This is a genomic window from Caulobacter sp. FG7 (genome assembly GCF_057808875.1).
On sequence record NZ_JBMDIW010000009.1, the window covers coordinates 1 to 20,879 of the forward strand.

Sequence of the window (20,879 nt, forward strand, 5' to 3'; positions counted from 1 at the left end):
TTCGGCCGCCTCCCCCAGAGGGGGAGGTTCCCCCTCAGTCGCTCCGCGACAGCTCCCCCAGAGGGGGAGCATTGGGTTGGCGAAGGCGTCGGACGAGATCCTCCCCCTCTGGGGGAGGTGGCCCGGAGGGCCGGAGGGGGTCTGCACGGACAGACACGCGGCCTCGCGCTCACGCGGGAAACCGCTGAGGGGATGGAGAGGGCGCGGGGCGTCCGGACCGCGTCCGGAGCTGTGTTTGAATGTACCGTTTCGACGAAGCCTTGACGCCCCGCGCGATCGTTTGACCTCAGGCCGGGGCGCGCGGGCCTTTTCCGCCCTTCACCCCCTTCGGCATCTGCCTTCCCCGTAACCGGGCTGTGAGCTTCGCTAGCCATCGCGTGCAGACAGAAGGCGCCGGAGCGGACCCTCGGGCGGGCGGGAGCCCATGACAGGCAGGCCCCCGAGAGGCGGGTTTACGTCCCCCGCCCTCCGTTCAAGCCCCGCCGGCCCGGCTCACGCCGCTCCAGGAGACCCCGCTCGATCGCACCCCGCCGCACGCATCGGGCCGGATCCTGGCGCCCTCTCCCCGCGACGGGATGGAGAGGATTATGCGGGCGGTCTGAGAGCCGTCGGATGGGAAACGTTGATAATTTTCTAGAGCGTTGATTGGGTTGGGGTTTGTGTGTCGGCGGACGGGGATAGGGGGGCTGGAGACTACCGCTGTCTCGCCGGTACGGACGACTCCTGATAACCTAAATGCCGAAAATAGCTAACATATATAGATCATGAAATTTGCAAGTCTTTTCTCCGGAATTGGTGGTTTTGAGGTTGGGTTCTCAGCCTCTGGTCACGTTCCTCAGCTTTTTTCAGAAATATTAAATCCAGCTCGTGCTGTTCTTTCGAAGCATTTCCCCGATGTTCCTCTTGAGGGGGACGTTTCTGATATAGTTGATATGGGGGGCGATGTCGATATGATAGTTGCCGGATTCCCATGTCAGGACCTTAGTCAGGCGGGGAGAACTGCAGGGTTAGACGGCCTGCGATCAGGTCTCGTTTCAAACGTTTTCAGACTTGCGGAAAAGTCGAAGACGGAATGGATCGTGCTTGAAAATGTTCCTTTCATGTTGAGGCTAAATTCTGGGTCTGCAATGCTATCCATTGCCGATAGTCTTGAAGCGCTCGGGTATAAGTGGGCTTGGCGCGTGGTGGACTCTTTCGGTTTTGGGGTGCCTCAAAGGCGCGAGCGTGTCTTCATGGTTGCGAGTAGGTCGCATGACCCGGCTGGCGTGTTGCTGGTGGATGATGAAAAGCTTGAGCGCCCGACGACGGAAATTGGGCTTAAGGCTCATGGCTTTTACTGGACCGAAGGGCGGACCGGACTCGGTTGGGCGGCGGATGCTGTGCCGACTCTCAAGAACGGATCTGCTGTAGGTATTCCGTCGCCGCCGGCCATCCTCCTTTCCAGTGGATTGATAGTGAAGCCGGATATTCGAGATGCGGAGAGGTTGCAGGGCTTTTCGGCCGATTGGACCAAGGAGGCTGAAGTGGTTTCTAGGTCCAGTTCGCGCTGGAGCTTGGTTGGTAGCGCGGTTAGCCCTCCCGTGGCGCGCTGGATTGGGGGGAGGCTGGCAAGCCCGGGTGAGTATGATCTGTCGCGTGATCGAGTGTTCGACCTCACGCGAACTCTTCCTCGGGCCGCTCGTTTCGACGGCTCTTCGCGGCATGCCGTTGAGATAGGGGCGGATCCGATCGGTCTTGCTCCAGTCTCGCTCGAAGGCTTCCTGCAGTATCCCGGTACTCCGCTGAGCTATCGTGCGGCTTCGAGCTTTTTGGCGCGGACCAAGGTTGCAAAGCTACGGTTTCAGGCGGGCTTTATCGATGCGGTGGAAAAATACGTATCCGAACAAGGTGCTGAGGCGGCGTGATGGCTGGAAAGAAAAAAGTTTTTGCGATCTCGGATTCTGAAATATTGGAATCCATCGAGGAAGCGCGTCGAGAGGTGAAGTACATTGTTACGGATTTTGCTCTTGATCTGATCGTTTCAAGGTACAGGGATCGTCCCGAAGAGGAGGGGCATATATATGTTCCTGATTATCAGCGGAGTCTCGCCTGGAATAAGGAGAAGATGTCTTATTTTGTCGAGAGTTTGCTTCTGAGGATACCTGTTCCGCCCATATTTCTCTATGAGGTTGAGGGGCAGCTTGAGATTGTGGATGGATCTCAGCGCGTTCGGACGCTTGTGACTTTTGTCTCGGATAAGCTGAAGTTATCTAAGCTTGAAAAGCTCGACGTTATTAATGGTTTAACTTACAGTCAGCTCCCGGCTGCTGCTAAGCGAAGGTTCATGAATACGCCAATTCGTGCATTTGTTCTCGATCAGGGGACTGATGAAAACACGAGAATTGATCTGTTTCGACGGTTGAATACGTCGGGAAAATCTCTGGAAGATGCTGAGATAAGGAAGGGGGCTTATCGCGGCCCGTTCTTGGATGTGGTGCTTGCGGCTGCCAAGTCGGATCTTATGAAGCAGGCCTTGCCGGACATTGGTGGTGGTGCGGATCCAGATAGTGAGCGGCAAGAACTGGTTACAAGATTTTTTATATACTCTGATTATTATAAAAACTTCAGGCATGATGTTAGGAAGTTTCTTGATGGTCATATGATTGATCTAAATAAGAATGCCGATGAGTATCATTTAGCTCGCATTCGACGTGAGTTTGATTCTGTCATGTCTTATGTTTTGGCGAGTGAGCCTCGGGCCTTCTATCGTGAGGAGACGGGGCGACGCGTGCCTAGGGTGAGGTTCGAGGCCATTGCTGTGGGGGTAAACCTGGCTCTCCGCGAAAGGCAAAATCTTAGGCCGATGCCTTTTGACTGGCTGGTGAGTGATGAGTTCCAGCAATTGGTTCGGACGGATGCCAGCAATAGCGGGCCGAAGTTGACAGCCAGGATTGAGTTTGTTCGCGATCGGCTTTTGGAAAAATGACATGAGCGCTTCTGCGGAGTTTCGCTCTAGAGTATCGGCTGCCAGCGACTATTTGAAATCGCTTTCTGAAATGGAAAAGGAGTTGGCTTCCGGCTCGCTTGGCATTTACAAGGGGGCGAAAGCTGTTACGGCGTCTAGGGCCGCTGCTTATGTCATGATATATAATTGCGTTGAGTGCGCAGTTAGGGATACCTTGGTACTTATACGAAAAAGTATAGTATCTGAAAGTGTGGCTATAACGGATATAAAACCGCATTGGAGAAGGGAGATTATAGGTGTCTACTTTCATGGTAAATTAAGCAACGGCGTTAATCACTCGTCATTTTTGGACGAATTATCTGAATTTCTTCCTGGATATGTTTCTTGGAAAAATAAGGAATCTGAAATTCCTTTTAATGGAAACATTGATCACGTCAAGATTATAAAACTGGTTACGGATTTAACTGGAAAGAAATGGTCTCCTCCTAAAGGTTCTATTGGTGGCAGTGATCTCCTAACTGTGAAGAATGCCAGAAATGAGCTTGCTCATGGGGAGGAAACTTTTGAAAGTATTGGTTCTCTGTGCACAACGGATGAGCTTGTTTCTTTGCTGGGGCGTGTCGTTATTTTTATGGAGAAATTTATAAACGATATGGATAAGTATCGGGCGTCAAAAGGCTATTTGGCGTAACCGCCCCTTACCGCCTCCCCTTCCTGAACGCCTCCGCCTTCTCCGCCCGGTGCTCCGCCCGCACCCGCTTCGGGGCTGACGTGTCCACGGCCTCCCCAGCCCCCGTCAGGGCCTCGTTGGCGAACTCCAGGTCCAGCAGCTTCATGCGCTTGATCTCGTCGCGGAGGCGGGCGGCGGTTTCGAATTCGAGGTTGGCGGCGGCTTCGCGCATCTTGGCTTCGAGGTCGCGCAGGGCGGCCTTGAAGTTGTCGCCGCTGAACGGCTTCTCGGCGCCCGAGGCGTCGCTGACGCCCATCGGCACCAGGACGCGGTCGCCGCGCTCGTAGGGGCTGGCCAGGATGTCCTTGATGTCGCGCTTGACGCTCTCGGGCGTGATGCCGTGCTCGAGATTGTAGGCGTTCTGCTTGTCGCGGCGGCGGGTGGTCTCGGCCATGGCCCGCTCCATGCTGCCGGTGATCCGGTCGGCATAGAGGATGACCTTGCCGTCGACGTTACGGGCGGCGCGGCCGATGGTCTGGACCAGCGAGGTCTCCGAGCGCAGGAAGCCTTCCTTGTCGGCGTCGAGGATGGCCACCAGGCCGCACTCGGGGATGTCGAGGCCCTCGCGCAGCAGGTTGATGCCCACGAGCACGTCGAAATAGCCCAGGCGCAGGTCGCGGATGATCTCGATGCGCTCCAGGGTGTCGACGTCGCTGTGCATGTAGCGGACGCGGATCCCCTGTTCGTTGAGGTATTCGGTCAGGTCCTCGGCCATCTTCTTGGTCAGGACGGTGACCAGGGTGCGGTAGCCCTTGCTGATGGTCTGGCGGATCTCGTCGACGACGTCGTCGACCTGGGAGGCGCCGTCCTTGGCCACGGGGCGGACCTCCACGGGGGGATCGATCAGGCCGGTGGGGCGGATCACCTGTTCGGCGAAGACGCCGCCGGCGCGCTCCAGCTCCCAGTTGGCGGGGGTGGCCGAGACGTGCACCGACTGGGGCCGCATGGCGTCCCACTCCTCGAACTTGAGGGGGCGGTTATCCAGGGCCGAGGGCAGGCGGAAGCCGTATTCGGCCAGGGTCCATTTGCGGTTGCGGTCGCCCTTATACATGGCGCCGATCTGCGGAACCGTCTGGTGGCTCTCGTCGGTGAACAGCAGGGCGTTGTCGGGGATGTATTCGAAGAAGGTCGGCGGCGGCTCGCCGGTGCGGCGGCCCGACAGGTAGCGGCTGTAGTTCTCGATGCCGGCGCAGGAGCCGGTGGTCTCGATCATCTCCAGGTCGAAGGTGGTGCGCTGCTCCAGGCGCTGGGCCTCCAGGAGCTTGCCGTTGGCGTTCAGCCACTCCAGCCGCTCCTTCAGCTCCTTGCGGATCTCGATGATCGCCTGGCGCAGGGTGGGGCGCGGGGTGACGTGGTGGCTGTTGGCGTAGACCTTGATGGTCTCCAGGTCGGCGGTCTTCTTGCCGGTCAGCGGGTCGAACTCGCTGATCGCCTCGACCTCGTCGCCGAACATCGAGACGCGCCAGGCGCGGTCCTCGTAGTGGGCGGGGAAGATCTCGATGGTGTCGCCGCGGCGGCGGAAGGTCCCGCGGTCGAAGGCGGCGTCGTTGCGCTTGTATTGCTGGGCCACCAGGTCGGCCATCAGCTGCTTCTCGTCGACCCGGTCGCCCACCGTCAGGGTGAAGGTCATGGCGGTGTAGGTCTCGACCGAGCCGATGCCGTAGATGCACGACACCGAGGCCACGACGATGACGTCGTCGCGCTCGAGGATCGCCCGCGTGGCCGAGTGGCGCATGCGGTCGATCTGCTCGTTGATGGAGCTGTCCTTCTCGATGAAGGTGTCGGTGCGCGGGACGTAGGCTTCCGGCTGGTAGTAGTCGTAGTAGCTGACGAAATACTCGACCGCGTTCTCGGGGAAGAAGGCCTTCATCTCGCTGTAGAGCTGGGCGGCCAGGGTCTTGTTGGGGGCCAGGATCAGCGCCGGGCGCTGGGTGGCCTCGATGACCTTGGCCATGGTGAAGGTCTTGCCCGAGCCGGTGACGCCGAGCAGCACCTGGTCCTGGTCGCCGTTCTCGACGCCCTCGACCAGCTCCTTGATGGCGGTCGGCTGGTCGCCGGCGGGTTCGTAGGACGACACCAGCTTGAAGGTCTTGCCGCCTTCCGACTTCTCGGGACGCGCCGGCCGGTGGGGCGTCCACAGCATCGGCATTACACCCCCTTGGCCCTCCAGCGCGGCGTCGAGCTGGGCGTCGAGGACGAAGGGCGTCGAGGCGTCGGAGACGCCGGGGTTCTGGCTGCTGGGCATGGGCCAAATCTAGGCGCCCGAGGCCGTTAAGGCCAGAGGGCCTGCTGACAGCCGATGTCAGCAGGTGGCGGCAGATGGCGACAGGGGTCAGCTGCCGTACTGGCTGGCCAGGTCGTAGTCGAGGGCGCGGCCGACCTTGGCCAGGGCGGCCTGGACGTCGGGACGCGCCTTCAGCTGGGAACCGCGGCGGAGGATCGGCGGGGTCTTGTCCACGGCGGCCTTGGCGCCGGGCGGCTGGCGGCCGGTGCGGAACCAGGCCAGGGCGTCGCCGCGCAGGGCCGGGTCTTCCAGCCAGCGGATCAGCAGGGCGGCGGCCTCGTCGTCGCGCTGCAGGCAGGTCAGGCCGTGGATCGCGGCGCCGGGCGCGTCGCGCCAGTTGGGCGTCAGCCTGGCCAGCTCGGCCTCGGCGTCCTGGCGGCGGTCGAGCAGGGCCAGGGCGCACAGCTTGTTGCTGGCGGTCACCATGCGGCCGTAGGGCGAGCCGTAGCCGGACGGGATCTTGTCGAGGGTTTCCAGGGCCTCCGTCGCGCGCCCCTGCTGCACCAGGAGGGCGGCGCGGTTGACGTATTGGCTGATCTTGTCGGATCCGTCGGCGGCGGTGACGAGGGCGGCGTCGGCCGGGGCCGTCTCGCCCAGGTCGTCGAGCACGCTGGCATAGGCGTAGAGCACCCAGGCCTTCTGCCCCTTCTGGTCGTCGAAGGCGTTGTCCCGCTTGAGGCGCTTGGCATAGTCGGCGCCGACCGCTCGGGCCTCGTCGTAGCGCTCGAGATGGCGCAGGGCCTGGATGCGCTGGACCACCAACTCCAGGCGGCGGGGCTCGCGGGCGATGCGCTCGTCGATCCCGGCCAGGCGGGCGGTCTCGCGGGCGCGCCAGTCGAAGCGGCCTTCGTCCTGCATCTGCGGCCACAGCCGCTCGAAGCGGCGATCCTGGTAGACGGACATCAGGACCGAAGGCTCGCTGGCGCGCGACAGCGCGGCGGAGGCCCGGGTCATTTCGCCGGCGTCGGCGGCCTGGACGGCCTCGCGCAGGGCCCAGTCGTTGTCGACCTTGTGGTGAGCCTCCTCGGTGGTCCAGGGCGCGCGCCGCAGGGCGGTGATGAAGGCAGGGTCGTGGTCCCGGTCGCTCAGGGCCCAGGCGTACAGCTGCAGGGGGAGGTCGACGGCCTTGTCGGGCGTGGTGTCGAGCACGATCCGGATGTGGTCGGCGAACGAGCGGGTGTCAGACTTGGCCAGATCGGCCAGGGCGACCCGGAGGGCGGCCCGGCCGCGCACCTCGGGCTGGAACTCGGCGCCCAACAGGCGGTGGGCGGCGGCCGTGGCGGTTGTACGGTCGCCGGCGCGCGCGGCGCAGTTCATCCGGACCTGGAGCAGGATCTCGCGCGAGGCGAGCTCCAGCCGGTCGAAGCCGGCGGCGTCGGTCATGGCGGCCACCTGGTCGATCGTCGGGGCCTGGCAGGCGCCGTCGCCCTGACCGACCGCGACGTCGGCGAGCTGACTCGCCTGGACGTCGAACGCCGCGGTCTCGGCGGCTTGGGCGGCTTGGGCGAGGACGGGCGAGGCCAGGGCGATCGACGACAGGCCGGCCGCGGCCAGCAGGACCGCGCGGGCGGTGAAGCGGTTCATGACTGTCATTCCGATCGTGACCTAGTAGCCGCCGGCGTAGTCGCCGCTGAGCGGCACGGTGATCGCGCGGCCGTATTCCTGCATCACCGACACGACCTCGGGCCGCGCAACCATCGCCTTGCGGCGGGCGTCGAGCTCGGTGTCGCGCGGGGTGGGCGCCGGCGGCGGCGGGCCGTCGCGGAAGGCCTTGAGGGCGTCGCCGCGCAGGGCAGGGTCGCGCAGGCGGCGGATCATCAGCTGGGCGGCCTCGTCGTCGCGGCCCAGGCACAGCAGGGCGCCGGACAGGGCGTAGGGGTTGTCGCGCCAGCCCTTGCGCAGCTTGTCGAGCGCCTTGCGGGCGGCGGCCTCGTCGCCAAGGCGGTGGCGGGCGCAGGCGCGCAGCTCGTCCAGCCACATCAGGCCGAACGGCGAGGCGATCGAGGCGTCGGCGGCGTCGACCGCCTTCAGCACCTCGGCCGAGCGGTCGAGGCCCAGGAGGAGGGCGGCGCGGGCGGTGTTCTGGGTCAGCCTGTCCTGGGCGACGGGCCTGGCGAGCAGGGCGTCGGCCTCGTCGAAGCGGCCCAGCTCGCTGAGCGCGGCGGCCTGGATGGCGACCAGCATCGGGCCCGACAGCTCGACGTCGTCGAAGGTCTCGCCGGCCTGCAGGCGCGTGACATAGCCGGCGCCCAGGGCGATGGCCTCTTCGCGCCGGCCCAGGGCCCGCAGGTGGTCGATGCGCTGGGCGATGCGCTTGAGGTTGGCCGGTTCGCGGGCCGATTGCTCGTCGGCGCGGGCGAGGGCGGTCTGCAGCACCTTGGTCCAGTCGAAGCGGCCGGCGGCCTCCATGTCCGGCCACAGGGACGCGAAGCGGCGATCCTGGGCCACGGCCAGCAGCACGTGCGGGCTGCTGGCGCGATCGAGCACGGCGCCGGCGCGGGTCATGTCGCCGTCGTCGGCGGCCAGCTGGGCGCGGACCAGGGCCCAGTCGTTGTCGACCTGGTCGTGGCCGTCCTCGCTGGGCCAGTCGAGGCCGCGCAGCAGGTCCAGCGCCTTGGCGCGAGCGGCCGGATCGTCCTTCAGGTCCTCGACCGTCTGGCCGTACATCTCGGGCGGCAGGGCGGTGACCTGCGCGGCGTCGGCGGCCACGGCGCGCTGCAGGGCCGCCAGTTCGCCCTTGCCGTCGTTGCGCCTGGCCGCGTCGGCCAGCAGCACCATGTTGGCCGAGGCCAGGATCGGCGGGGGCGTGTCGTCGCGGTCAAGGCGGCGGGCGGCGGCCACCGCGCGGGCGTCGTCGAACGGCCGGCAGACGACGACGGCGTACAGCACCGCGTCGCGGCGGAAGGCGTCCAGGGCCTCGAAGCCGCGCCGGGCGACCAGGGCGTCGACCCGGTCGGCCAGGTCGGCGGGGCACGGCTGGCCGGCCTCCGACCCTTGCGCCTTCGACAGGTCGAGCATGCGGGCGATCACCGCGTCGGCGTCGCGGGCGAGGTCGGGCCCGCCCCTGGTCGGCGCGGCGAGGGCCGGGGCGGCCGCCAGCGACAGCGCCGCGCCGACGGCGGCGAGTTGCAGTTTCACGATCATGCGCGGCCCCCGGGTCACGCGTCACTTAAGACCACGCGGCCGGCCGCGCCGCAACGCCGCGATCAAGCGCACGCCTTGCGCGGCTCGTCGGCCTTGATCACGCACAGGATCTTGGCGCCCCGCGCCTCGCCATACTGTCGGCGGACGCTGTCGGAGAACGCGTCCCACTTCTGGCGGGTGTCGGCGGCGGCCACGGCCATGGCCTTCTCGTAGCCGCCGCGGCCGGTGTGGACGGTGTCCTTGTTGAGGTAGTCGTGCTTGATGCGGCCGCCGCAGCTGGCCCATTCGGGAAAGCCGTAGCAGCCGCTGATCAGGCCGGCGGGAACCTCGGCCGGCCGGGCCGGGCCCAGCCATTCGGCGGGGGCGTCGTGGTTCAGGCCCTGCGGGTTCTTGATCGTCGGGCTGGCGCGGGGCGCGTCGACCCAGTTGGTGTGCGAGTAGAAGTCCTGGGCGGCGTGCAGGGCCAGGCCGAAATATTCCAGCACCCGGCACTTGGGGGTGTCGGCGTCGTCCTCGTCGAACTTGCAGCTTGAGCCCATGGCGGTCTGGCCCAGCGACAGGTCGGGGGCCACCAGGTCGCCGGCGCGGCGCAGGGCCTCGTCGAGATTGCGGTGCATCAGGGCGCGGCAGGCGCGCAGGGCGTCGTTGGCCTTGTCGCGGCCCTGGGCGTAGTCGCGGGCGTCGAACCAGTCGCCGTCGTCGCAATGGGCCTCGGTGACGCTGATCAGGCCGCGGAACGGCCGGTCGGGCGCGCCGACCGCGCCGAAGCTGCCGGCCCCGACCATCAGGCTCGTACCGGCCAGCTGGTTGAGGGTCAGACGCTCGAAGCCGACCGGCTCCAGCGCCCGGCGGGTGATCCGCTCGTGCTCGGCGTTCTGGCCCAGCTTGCGCACGGTGCCGAAGGCCTGGGCGGCCTGCGGCGCCAGGGTTGCGGCCAGGGGGGCGGCCAGGGTGGCGACGGCGAGGCCGGCGGCGAGCAGGCGCGAACGGACGGACTTGGGCATGACGCTACGGATCCCTGGAGCGCGACAACCGGCGGTCACATTTTCAGGGATTCCCTTAAGCGCCGGTGTGCCGAATGTCACAGGCGCGCCAGGATCAGCGGATCCTCCCGCCCGGCGAAATACTTGGCCAGGGCGGCGCGAAAGCGCGGCTCGTCCGGCGCGGCGGCGGCAAACAGGGTGAGGCTGGAGCGCAGCTTCACGTCGTCGGGCGAGCCGAACACGGCCAGGGCGTCGTCGCCGGGCAGGCCCAGGATCGCCTCGACGCACTCCAGCAGCCGCGGCGCCAGCACCGGATGCGCCAGATAGGCCCGCGCCTCGTCCAGCCCCGCGATGGCGTAGAACTGGGCGGTCGGGCTGTGGCCCAGGCCTTCGACCTGCGGGAACACGAACCACATCCAGTGCGTCTGCTTGCGGCCCGCGCGCAGCTCGGTGATGGCGGCGGGGTAGGCGGCGGCCTGGGCGTCGAGGAAGCGGGTGAGGGCGTGGGGCAAGGGGGCAAGGGGGCAAGGGTGGCCGGCGCTCGCCCCGATTGCAAACGGGGCCTTGCTGGCGCAGAACGCGCGGGCGGCATGTGCGCCGCGATCCATCTCCGCGACCGGGGGGCCGCATCCTTGTTCCAGCGTATCGCCAAGCCCGCGGTGGATGTCGCGACCCTGATATTCGTCTGTATCGCCGTCCTGTTGGTCGGCCTTGGCGCCAGCGCGTGGGCCGAAGAACAGCCGGAGGGGCCACCTGAGGCCGATCTGGAGAAGACGGTGCCGAGCTGGGTGGCGGAGTTGTTCGCCAGGCCCAACCTCCAGCAAGGCTTACTGTCGCCCGACGGTCGTTACCTGTCGATCGTCTCGAGGAAGCTGCTGACCCACTCGGTCCAGCTGATCGACCTGTCCAACAACAAGCAGAGCGTCGCTTTCGACAAGCCGGGCGCCGAATACAGCACCGTCGACTGGGTGGCTTGGAAAGACGATCACACCCTGATCGTCAGCTATACGGGCTATGGGCGGTGGTCGGGTAAGCGCCCGAGTCCGGGTCTGTGGGGGTTGTCTCGTGTCGAACTGCTGCTGGCGGTCGACATTGTGACTGGGAAGCAGGTCGAACTGGTCGGTGACGTTCTGGTCGATGTGCTGAGAAGCGATCCGGACAATGTTCTCGTGCAGCACGCGACCTCTGGGCGGCAGTTCCTTCGCAAGGTGAATGTCAGGACAGGCGACGCGATAGCGATCGAGCAATCGCGGGACCTCGACGTTCGCTGGCAGACGAACCGCCAGGGCGAGCCGGTGATCCGCTACGACATGGTCGGACGCGGGGGCGTCCGGCTACAGTACCGTCAGGCGTCGGACGCGTCGTGGACCACGGCCTTTACCTTGCGGCCGAAGGAAATCGAGGCGCTGCCTGATTTCAGCATATTGGAAGCTGGTCCCGACGTGACCAGCTTCTATGTCGCCGTCATGCCTGAGGGAAACAAGGGAAGTCGGGAACTGAGGCTCTACGACTTCAAATCCCGGACCATGGGGCCCGTCCTGTATTCGGCGCCGTCACATGATTTCGAGAGCATCATCTTCGACGTGCGCGATGGTTCCGTCCTGGGTGGTTGCTTTATCGCCCAGGTGAGGGTCTGCAACTTCTTCGACAAGACCCTGCAGCGGGAATGGCGGGGCATAGCCAAGTTTTTCGAGGACGAGCGCAACATCAGCATCGCCTCCATGTCGGGCGACGGCGCCGTGCAGCTGCTCTACGTGTCGGGGCCTGACGAGCCTGGCTCCTACTACCTGTATCGACGCGCGGACAAGTCCATCAAGCTGTTGGGTATGGCCTGGCCGAGCCTAAAGCCCGACGAACTGGGGCCGATGACCGAGTTCGCGTACACGGCGAGCGACGGCCAGAAGCTGGTCGGCTACGTCACCCGCCCGCCGAAGGCCAAACCAGAGGATAGGCCGCCGTTGGTGGTTATGCCGCATGGTGGTCCGGAGGTGCGCGACCAGTTCGATTTCGATCCCTGGGGCCAGGTACTGGCCCGGGCCGGATATGTGGTCTTCCAGCCGCAGTTCCGGGGATCGGGCGGGTTCGGCCGGGCCTTCGCCTCGGCGGGCTACGGGCAGTGGGGGCTGCGCATGCAGGACGACGTCGTGGAAGGCGTCGAGGCGTTGATCCGCGACGGCAAGGTCGACCCTGACCGGGTCTGCATCTTCGGCGCCAGCTATGGCGGCTACGTGGCGCTACTGGCGGGGGCCAAGCACCCCGAGCGCTTTAAGTGCGTGATCAGCCAGGCTGGGGTGTCGGACCTGGTCGCGAGCCAGGACTGGGAACGGCGGACGTCCGGGGCGGACTCGCCAACTTATCACTACTGGCTGAAGTCGATTGGTGATCCGGTGAAGGACCGTGAGCGTCTCGTTGCCACATCGCCGATCACCTACGCCACGCAATACAGGCCGCCGGTGTTGTTGCTTCACGGCGACTATGACGGCGTCGTGCCGCTGGAGCAGTCGCAACTGATGGAGAAGGCGCTGGCCGGAGCCGGCCGCAAGGTCGAACTCGTGACCTATCGCGCCGTCGGCCACAGCCAATGGCGGCTGGGTGCTCGGTTGGACGCGATGCGGCGAATTCTGGCCTTCCTGTCCGCTTCGATCGGGCCCTCGGGCGCCAATTTGGTCACCCCGCCCCCGCCAGTCGCGCCCCCGCCCAGTCGATGAACACCCTCGTCCGGGCCGAGAGCTGGCGGTCGCGGGGCCAGAGGAGGTTCACCGGGGTCGGGGTCGGCGGGTGGGCGGTCAGCACCTCGACGAGGGCGCCGGAGGCCAGGTGCTCTTCGGCGCGGTAGCGGGGGACCTGGATGAGGCCAAGGCCCAGGAGGCCCATGGCCAGGGAGCTTTCGGCGCTGGAGACCACGACGGCGGCGGGGACGGCGATCTGGCGGACGGCGGCGCCGTCGGTGACTTCCAGCGGGTGCCAGCCGCCGTCGGGGCGGGCGAAGCCGACCATCTGGTGGCGGGAGAGGTCGGCGGGGGTCCGGGGCGCGCCGTGGCGGTCGATATAGGCGGGGGCGGCGCAGGTGACCTCGGGCAGCAGGGCGACGCGGCGGGCGGCCATGTGGCCGTCGGCGGGCGTTCCCAGGCGCAGCACGCAGTCGACGCCCTCGGCCACCAGGTCGACCAGCCGGTCGCCCTCGGTCATGCGCAGGCGAAGCTCGGGATAGGTCGCCAGGAATTCGGGCAGGCCCGGCAGCAGGAAACGGCGGGCCAGGGCGCCCTGGACATCGACCCGCAGTTCTCCGCGCGGACTGGCGCGGCGGAAGGCGTTCTCGGTCTCGTCGAGTTCGTCCAGGAGCTTCAGGCAGCGGCGGTAATAGGCCTCGCCGTCGAGGGTGGGGGCGACGCTGCGGGTGGTGCGTTGCAGGAGGCGCACGCCCAGCCTCGCCTCGAGCTGCTGCACGGCCTCGGTGGCGGTGGAGCGGGGCAGGGAAAGGTCGGTGGCGGCCTTGGTGAAGCTGCGGCGCTCGACGACGCGGGTGAAGAGACGCATGGCCTCGAAGCGGTCCAGGGTGGCCTCCATTATTCGCTGGTTCGAATAGTGATGGCCCGATCGCCTGAATTATTCAATCGACGCGAAGGCGCATGGTCAGCCGTCGACACGGTGTCGACCGGAGGACCAAGGCATGACCCAAGACGATGACGCTCGGAACAACGGCAAGGTGGCGCTGGTGACCGGCGCGTCTGGCGGCATCGGGGCGGCGACGGCGCGTCGGCTGGCGGAGGACGGCTTCGTCGTCATCGTCAACTATGCGGGCCGGGCGGCGGCGGCCAACGGCGTGGTGGCGCAGATCGAGGCGGCCGGCGGCCGCGCCGTGGCGCACCAGGCCGACATCGCCGACCCGGGCGCCGTGGCGGCGATGTTCGACGCCGCCGAGGCGGCCTTCGGCGGGGTCGACGTGCTGGTCAACAACGCCGGCGTCATGGAGCTGGCGACCATCGCCCAGGCCGACGACGCGCTGTTCGACCGGATGATCGCGGTGAACCTGAAGGGAAGCTTCAACACCCTGCGCGAGGCCGCGCGGCGGATGGCGGGGGGCGGGCGCATCGTCAACGTCTCGTCCAGCGTGGTGGGCCTGCTGCAGCCGACCTACGGCCCCTATGCGGCGGCCAAGGCCGGCGTCGAGGCCCTGACCAGCGTGCTGGCCAAGGAACTGCGCGGCCGCGACATCACGGTCAACGCGGTGGCGCCGGGGCCGACGGCCACGCCGCTGTTCCTCGACGGCAAGCCGGCGCAGCTGGTCGAGCGCCTGGCCAAGGCCGCGCCGCTGGAGCGGCTGGGCGCGCCCGAGGACATCGCCGCCGTCGTCTCGTTCCTGGCCGGTCCCGACGGGGCCTGGATCAACGGCCAGACCCTGCGCGCCAACGGCGGGATCATCTGAGCGCGGCGCGGGTGGAGCGGATGGGGGCGTGGCCGGCGGGCCGGCCCCTTCGCACATTACCAACAATTCAGAGAACGGCGGTTGACCCGCGCTTATACTGTGTGACACACAGTGTGTATCGCACACTATGTGCTGCACACCATGTGACGCACACCAAAACCGGGCACGCCAATGCCGACAGACACGGACATCTTCGAATCCCTCCGCCAGGAGTTGCGTCGCGGGACGCTGATCCTGGCAGTGCTCGCCCAGCTGAAGGTCGAGCGCTACGGCTACAGCCTGCGCCAGGCCCTGGCGGAGGTCGGGCTCGAGATCGACGAAGGCGCGCTCTACCCGATGCTGCGCCGGCTCGAGGGCCAAGGCCTGCTGACTTCCGAATGGCGCGAGGAGGAGAAGCGCAAGAAGCGCTTCTACCGCCTCTCCACCGAGGGCGAGACCGTCCTCGAACGCCTGGCCGCCGAGTGGCGCGCCATCAACGACACCCTGCAAAATCTGATCTGAGGGGACTGGATCATGGACCTGCTCGACCGCTATCTCGCCGCCGTCGCCGCCCTGCTGCCCAAGGCCCAGCGCGAGGACATCGTCGCCGAACTGCGCGACCTGCTGCTCAACCGCATCGAGGAGAAGGAGGAGGCCCTGGGCCGCCCCCTGACCGACAAGGAGCGCGAGGCCGTGCTCAAGGACTTCGGCCATCCGCTGGCCGTGGCCGGGCGCTACGGCCCCCAGCAGAGCCTGATCGGCCCGACGCTCTATCCGTTCTATGTGTTCGCCCTGAAGATCGCCCTGGCCGTGGCGGCGGCGATCTCGGTCATCCCGGCCCTGGCGGCCATCGTCCTGGGCGGCGACAACCCGGCCCGGCTGCTGGCCAACGCCGCCTTCGACCACTTCCCGAGCTCGGCCCTGATGCTGGCGGGCCTGGTCACCCTGGTGGCGGCCGGCATCGAGCGCGGCTGGGTGCCGTTGACCGGCCTGACCGAGTGGAAGGTCAGCGAGCTGCCCGTGCCGAGCAAGAAGAAGGGGGTGTTCGAGACCCGCTTCAACGCCGTGGCCGAGGTGGTCGTGACCGCGCTGTTCATCCTGTGGTGGACGGGGCTGTGGAAGGTCGACATCGCCAGCTCGATGAACGTCAAGCACGGCCTCACGCTCGAACCGTCGGCGATCTGGAGCACGCTGTTCTGGCCGATCCTGGCGTTGGCGGCGGTGCAACTGGTCGGGGGACTGGTCGCTCTGCTGCAGACCGGCCGGGTGCGCCTGCGGGCCGCCTTCGAACTGGCCCTGGGCGTGGCGGGCATGGCCCTGACCACCGTGCTGTGGAAGTCGGTCCCGCTGTTCACCGTCCAGCCCGTCGGCCTGCCCGAGGCGGCCAAGCTGCAACAGGTGTTCGATCTGGGGATCCACGTGGTGATGCTGGTCTCGGGGATCACCTTCGCCTGCCAGATCGGCGCGGCCGCCTGGCGCCTCTATAAGGGCGTTCGCTGATCGGGACCGAAGGCGGGGCGGATTTTTCCACGGTCGAATGACACGGAATTAATCCGTCCCCGGTTGCCCCGCCCGCCGGGGCCATTTACGCCTTCGCCCCAGCCTTTCCGGCGCGGACCAACGCGCCGGAATTCATGTCAGGGCCCGACCGGAGGGGGAGGGCTCAAGGGAAGGGGACTTTCTCTTGCAAAACCGCCGCGAACTCCTGCTGTCGACCGTGGCCGCGGGCCTGGCCGCCGCCGCCGCCCCGTCGCTGGGCTTCGCCCAGCCGGCCGCCGCCTCGGCCTCTGGCGAAGCCGCCAAGATGAACGCGTTCTTCGACGCCGCCATGGCCAAGCTGATGCGCCAGGCGCCGGAGCTGACCACGGGCCTGGGCCTCGACAAGGACGACCTGGCCTGGACCAAGGGCCTGCTGAGCGACCGCTCGTTCGAGGCGATCGCCGCCGGCGCGGCCCAGACGACCGCCCAGTTGGCCGAGCTGCGCTCGATCGACCGCAAGCAGCTGACCGGCATGGACGCCGTCAACTACGACACCGTCGAGTTCACCCTGGCGGTGCAGGACGAGGGCAACCGCAAGTTCACCTACGCCGGCGGCGGTTCGGGCGCGCCCTACGTGCTGAGCCAGCTGACGGGCAGCTACCAGCAGATGCCCGACTTCCTCGACACCCAGCACAGCATCGAGACCAAGGCCGACGCCGACGCCTACCTGCAGCGCATGGAAGGCTTCGCCCGCCTGATGGATCAGGAGACCCTGATCGCCAAGCGCGACTACGCCGACGGCGTGATCCCGCCCGACTTCGTCATCGACAAGGCCCTCATCCAGATGAAGGCCTTCGCCGACACCCCGACGGCCGAGACCACCCTGGTCAAGTCGATCGCTCGCCGGACCAAGGAAAAGAACATCACCGGCGACTGGGCCGCCGAAGCCAGCAAGGTCTACGAAAACTCGGTGCTGCCGGCCCTGAAGCGCCAGATCGCGCTGCTGGAAAGCGTGCGCCCGAAGGCCAACCACGACGCCGGCGTGTGGCGCCTGAAGGACGGCGGCGACTACTATGCCGTGTCGCTGAAGAACTACACGACCTCGACCATGGGTCCCGAAGAGATCCACCAGCTGGGCCTGGACCTGGTGAAGTCGATCTCGGCCGAGGCCGACAAGCTGTTCAAGTCGATCGGCATGAGCAAGGGCACGGTCGGCGAGCGCATGGCCGAGCTCGGCAAGGACATCTACGAGAACACCGATCCGGCCAAGGAACAGCTGATCGCTGACCTCAACACCAAGGCCAAGTGGATCGAGAAGCAGCTGCCGGCCTATTTCGGCCAGCTGCCCAAGGCCCCGCTGGAGATCCGCCGCGTGCCCAAGGCCATCGAGGCCGGCGCGCCGGGCGGCTACTACAACTCGCCCTCGCTCGACGGCAAGCGCCCGGGGATCTACTGGATCAACCTGCGTGATACGGCCGAGCAGGCCAAATACACCCTGACCACCCTGACGGTGCACGAAGGCGTCCCGGGCCACCACCTGCAGCTGTCGCTGTCGAACGAAGCCCAAGGCCTGCCGTTGATCCGCAAGGTCATCGGCTTCTCGGGCTACGCGGAGGGCTGGGCGCTCTATTCCGAAGAGCTGGCCGTCGAGATGGGCATCTACAAGAACGACCCGCGCGGCCACATCGGCATGCTGCACGACGCCCTGTTCCGCGCCGTGCGCCTCGTGGTCGACAGCGGCATGCACTACAAGAAGTGGACCCGCGAACAGGCCGTCAAATACATGGCCGAGACCATGGGCGACGAGGAAAGCGGCACGATCACCGAGATCGAACGCTACGTCGTGTGGCCGGGCCAGGCCTGCTCGTACATGCTGGGCAAGATCACCTGGCTGCGCGCCCGCGAGCGCGCCAAGAAGGCCCTGGGCAAGAAGTTCGACATCAAGAAGTTCCACGATGCGGGCCTGCTGTCGGGCATGACCCCGCTGACCGTGCTGGACCGCGTGGTCGACGACTACGTCGCCGCCACCAAGGCCGGGAAGTAAGCGTCGCGCCTTTTCGCAAGGCCGAACGGGAAGGGAGCGTCCGAAAGGGCGCTCCCTTTTTCGTTGGCGGCGGTCGCGCAGTTGTCGGGGCGGAACTGTCCGATCGCCCGTAGATGACTGTTGTCCACCGCGCAGCCACTGCTGTTGCGGAAAAAGTGTCATCAACCTGTGAAATAGACGCGGCGCTGAAAACAACCGGCGCCGTCGAGAACAGTACCCCGCGGCGCTTCCGATATCGGGGGATATCCGAATGCTGCTCAGGACCGCCAGCGCCGCGGCGATCGCCGCCTGCCTCATGCTCGCCAGCCAGGCCCAGGCGGCCGACGCTCCCGCCGCCGATGCGCCCGTCGCTACAGCGGATGGCGGCGAGGTCGAGGGCGTCGTCGTGGTCGGCAGCGGCCAGACCCGCTCGGTCTCGACCCTGACGCCCGCCAGCCTGGAAGTGCTGCCGCCGGGCACGAGCGTGCAGAAGGCGCTGAACTTCCTGCCCGGCGTGATGGCCCAGTCGATCGACGCCCTGGGCGTCAACGAGCAGTCGCTGTCGCTGCAGGTGCGCGGCTTCAACACCACCCACCTGGGCTACACGCTCGACGGCATGCCGCTGGGCGACGGCGCCTACAACAACTACAACGGCCTGACGATCAGCCGGGCGCTGATCTCCGAGAACCTGGGCCGCGCCGACCTGGCGACCGGCATCGCCGGCCTCTCGATCCCGTCGACCAGCAATCTGGGCGGCGCGCTGATCTACAGCTCCAGCGATCCGAAGAAGGCCATGGGCCTGTCGATCAGCCAGAGCTTCGGCAGCGAGGACACCCTGCGCACCTTCGCGCGCTTCGACACCGGCGAGCACAACGGCTGGTCGGCCTATCTGTCGGGCCAATACAGCGAGCAGGACCTGTTCGTGAACCAGCCGGTCTACAACAAGTCGACCGGCAAGCAGTTCAACGGCAAGCTGACCTACAAGGGCGAGCGCGGCCAGGTCACGGCCTTCGCCGACATCTCGCGCACCAACCAGGCCGACGACGCCTATCTGTCGAAGGACATGCGTACGCGCCTGGGCTGGGACTGGGGCGGCTATGCGCCCAACTGGGACGCCTATGTCGCCCGCGCGGCCTGCTCGGTGGCCTCGCTGGCCTCCAAGTGCGTGACCTCGACGGCGCCGGAAAAGCTGTCGGACGTGACCTTCACCAACGGCCAGATCCTGCGCAACGACGACCTCTTCTACATCGCGGCCGACTTCGACGTCACCGACAGCCTCAAGGTCCACGGCCAGGTCTACAAGCACGAGAACAAGGGCGCGGGGAACAACTTCATCACCGGCCTGTCGAACCAGGGCACGGCGTCGACGGCCGACGACCTGCCGGTGCAGATCCGCGACACCCGCTACACCATCGATCGCGACGGCGTGGTCGCCAGCGTGGCCTGGACGCACGGCTTCAACCACCTGCAGGCCGGCCTGTGGCTGGAGCAGAACACCAGCAGCGCCGCCCGCTACATCTGGACCAACGTCACCGGTCCGTTCAGCCTGGCGCAGTACCTGAAGGGCCGTCCCGACACCGCCCAGTGGGTGCAGAAGACCGACTGGACCACCCAGCAGTTCTACGTTCAGGACACCATCACCCTGCTGGACGACGCGCTGAGCATCGACTTCGGCTTCAAGAGCACCAACGCCAAGTCGACCGCCACGGCCCTGCCGGGCATCGCCAAGGCGCCGGCCGCGGCCTCGACCCAGTTCGCCAGCGGCTCGCTGAAGGCTTCGGACAGCTTCCTGCCGGAAGCCGGCGCGCGCTGGCGCATCGCCCCCGGCCACGAAGTGTTCGCCAGCTACGCCGAGAACATGGCCATGTTCCAGGGCGGCTTCAAACTGGGCCCGCAATCGGTGTCGCAGGCCGTGTGGGACGCCCAGGGCAAATACCTGGAGCCCGAGACCTCCAAGAGCTTCGACGCCGGCTACCGCTATGTGGGCGAGAAGGTGCAGCTGTCGGTGTCGGCCTACGAGGTCGATTTCGACAACCGCCTGCTGCAATACAATCCCTGCCCGACCAACCAGCAGCAGAACCCCGGCTGCGGCAACTCCTTCCACAACGCCGGCAGCGTCACCAGCAAGGGCGCCGAGGTGGGCGTGCTGTGGAAGCCGCTGTCGTGGCTGAACTGGTACAACTCGGCCTCGTACAACAAGTCGACCTATGACGAGGACCTCAACTGGTGCTCGGGCGCGACCTGCGTGGTCAAGAAGACGGCCGGCAAGCAGCAGGTCGACACGCCCAAAGAGATGTTCGCCAGCGTGGTCAGCCTCAAGCGCGGTCCGTTCTCGGCCTCGCTGCAGGGCAAATACACCGGCCGCCGCTACTACACCTACACCAACGACCAGAGCTTCGGCGGCTACACGACCTTCGACCTGGGCGTCAGCTACGCCTTCGGCGAGGTCGGCTTCATGAAGGGGGCCAAGGCCTCGCTGAACGTCACCAACCTGACCGACAAGCGCTACGCCTCGAACTTCGACAGCAGCGTGTTCGCGCCGGACGACGCGGCGGGCTCGATCCTGGTGTTCCACTCGTCGGCGCCGCGGCAGGTCTTCGCCACGATCGGCTTCGATTTCTAGGGAAGGCGATCGACGGTCACCCGGCCGCTCTACTCAAACCCGTCCTTCCCCGCGAAGGCGGGGACCCAAGCGGAGTCTGCGGTGGTTTCACCGCCGCGCCGACTCCTGAAAGACAGCTTGGATCCCCGCCTTCGCGGGGAGGCTCAGTGAAAAAGGCCGATACTTCTGAGTGTCGATCTGGCTGGCGTGCGCGGCGAACCGGAGCGGGGCGGCGAACGTTGATGCCCCGCGACCGGCCCCGCTTGGGTCGGGGCCCCCGGGAGC

General features: G+C 66.4%; 15 protein-coding genes. 9 read left to right on the forward strand and 6 right to left on the reverse strand.

The genetic code is table 11. From position 1 onward, the window contains the following. The first annotated feature begins 764 nt into the window (after positions 1-764). The 3 genes from ACODR1_RS09155 to ACODR1_RS09165 are packed head-to-tail and all read left to right on the forward strand — an operon-like array spanning position 765 to position 3,635. Positions 765-1,904: a DNA cytosine methyltransferase gene (locus ACODR1_RS09155; RefSeq protein WP_488880168.1), complete on the forward strand. Its 1,140-nt coding sequence runs from the start codon at positions 765-767 to the stop codon at positions 1,902-1,904. Continuing rightward, on the forward strand, positions 1,904-2,965 hold the full coding sequence (locus ACODR1_RS09160; protein WP_488880169.1) for a DUF262 domain-containing protein: 1,062 nt from the start codon (positions 1,904-1,906) through the stop codon (positions 2,963-2,965). Before ACODR1_RS09155 ends, ACODR1_RS09160 begins: the two co-directional genes overlap by 1 nt. 1 nt (position 2,966) lies before the next feature. After that, positions 2,967-3,635: an MAE_28990/MAE_18760 family HEPN-like nuclease gene (locus ACODR1_RS09165; protein ID WP_488880170.1), complete on the forward strand. Its 669-nt coding sequence runs from the start codon at positions 2,967-2,969 to the stop codon at positions 3,633-3,635. Between the two features lie 7 nt (positions 3,636-3,642). Here the strand turns inward: ACODR1_RS09165 and uvrB are convergent, their stop codons facing one another. The 5 genes from uvrB to ACODR1_RS09190 form a co-directional block, all read right to left on the reverse strand. Continuing rightward, entirely contained in the window at positions 3,643-5,919 is a 2,277-nt protein-coding gene (uvrB, locus tag ACODR1_RS09170; protein WP_488880171.1) for an excinuclease ABC subunit UvrB, read from the reverse strand. Positions 5,920-6,006: 87 nt separating this feature from the next. Next, complete coding sequence (locus ACODR1_RS09175) at positions 6,007-7,542, reverse strand: hypothetical protein (protein ID WP_488880172.1); 1,536 nt, start codon at positions 7,540-7,542, stop codon at positions 6,007-6,009. Positions 7,543-7,563: 21 nt separating this feature from the next. After that, positions 7,564-9,102, reverse strand: coding sequence for a hypothetical protein (locus ACODR1_RS09180; RefSeq protein WP_488880173.1), 1,539 nt, complete (start codon positions 9,100-9,102; stop codon positions 7,564-7,566). 62 nt (positions 9,103-9,164) lie between these two features. Further along, a complete protein-coding gene (locus ACODR1_RS09185) occupies positions 9,165-10,106 on the reverse strand; it encodes a hypothetical protein (RefSeq protein ID WP_488880174.1) in 942 nt (313 codons plus the stop codon). Between the two features lie 77 nt (positions 10,107-10,183). Continuing rightward, a complete protein-coding gene (locus tag ACODR1_RS09190) occupies positions 10,184-10,597 on the reverse strand; it encodes a DUF1810 domain-containing protein (protein ID WP_488880175.1) in 414 nt (137 codons plus the stop codon). A gap of 120 nt (positions 10,598-10,717) precedes the next feature. Here ACODR1_RS09190 and ACODR1_RS09195 point away from each other — a divergent pair, with 120 nt between their 5' ends. Beyond that, complete coding sequence (locus tag ACODR1_RS09195; RefSeq protein WP_488880176.1) at positions 10,718-12,793, forward strand: alpha/beta hydrolase family protein; 2,076 nt, start codon at positions 10,718-10,720, stop codon at positions 12,791-12,793. Here ACODR1_RS09195 and ACODR1_RS09200 read toward each other — a convergent pair. Then, positions 12,753-13,652 carry a LysR family transcriptional regulator gene (locus tag ACODR1_RS09200; RefSeq protein WP_488880177.1) on the reverse strand — a complete coding sequence of 300 codons (900 nt, stop codon included), beginning with the start codon at positions 13,650-13,652 and terminating at the stop codon, positions 12,753-12,755. The two genes, ACODR1_RS09195 and ACODR1_RS09200, sit on opposite strands and share 41 nt — an antisense overlap. 103 nt (positions 13,653-13,755) lie before the next feature. On the opposite strand from ACODR1_RS09200, the gene ACODR1_RS09205 reads away from it, so the two are divergent. The 5 genes from ACODR1_RS09205 (at position 13,756) to ACODR1_RS09225 (ending at position 20,615) form a co-directional block, all read left to right on the forward strand. Continuing rightward, a complete protein-coding gene (locus tag ACODR1_RS09205; RefSeq protein WP_488880178.1) occupies positions 13,756-14,511 on the forward strand; it encodes an SDR family oxidoreductase in 756 nt (251 codons plus the stop codon). Positions 14,512-14,682: 171 nt separating this feature from the next. Further along, complete coding sequence (locus tag ACODR1_RS09210) at positions 14,683-15,012, forward strand: PadR family transcriptional regulator (RefSeq protein WP_101711469.1); 330 nt, start codon at positions 14,683-14,685, stop codon at positions 15,010-15,012. Positions 15,013-15,024: 12 nt separating this feature from the next. Beyond that, positions 15,025-15,990 (forward strand): HAAS signaling domain-containing protein, encoded by a 966-nt coding sequence (locus ACODR1_RS09215; protein ID WP_488880179.1) that lies wholly within the window; start codon positions 15,025-15,027, stop codon positions 15,988-15,990. Between the two features lie 184 nt (positions 15,991-16,174). Beyond that, positions 16,175-18,013, forward strand: a complete 1,839-nt coding sequence (locus ACODR1_RS09220; RefSeq protein WP_488880180.1) for a DUF885 domain-containing protein — start codon at positions 16,175-16,177, stop codon at positions 18,011-18,013. Positions 18,014-18,263: 250 nt separating this feature from the next. Further along, the gene (locus ACODR1_RS09225) at positions 18,264-20,615 is read left to right on the forward strand and encodes a TonB-dependent receptor (protein WP_488880181.1); all 2,352 of its coding nucleotides are present in this window, start codon (positions 18,264-18,266) and stop codon (positions 20,613-20,615) included. Positions 20,616-20,879 lie beyond the last annotated feature (264 nt).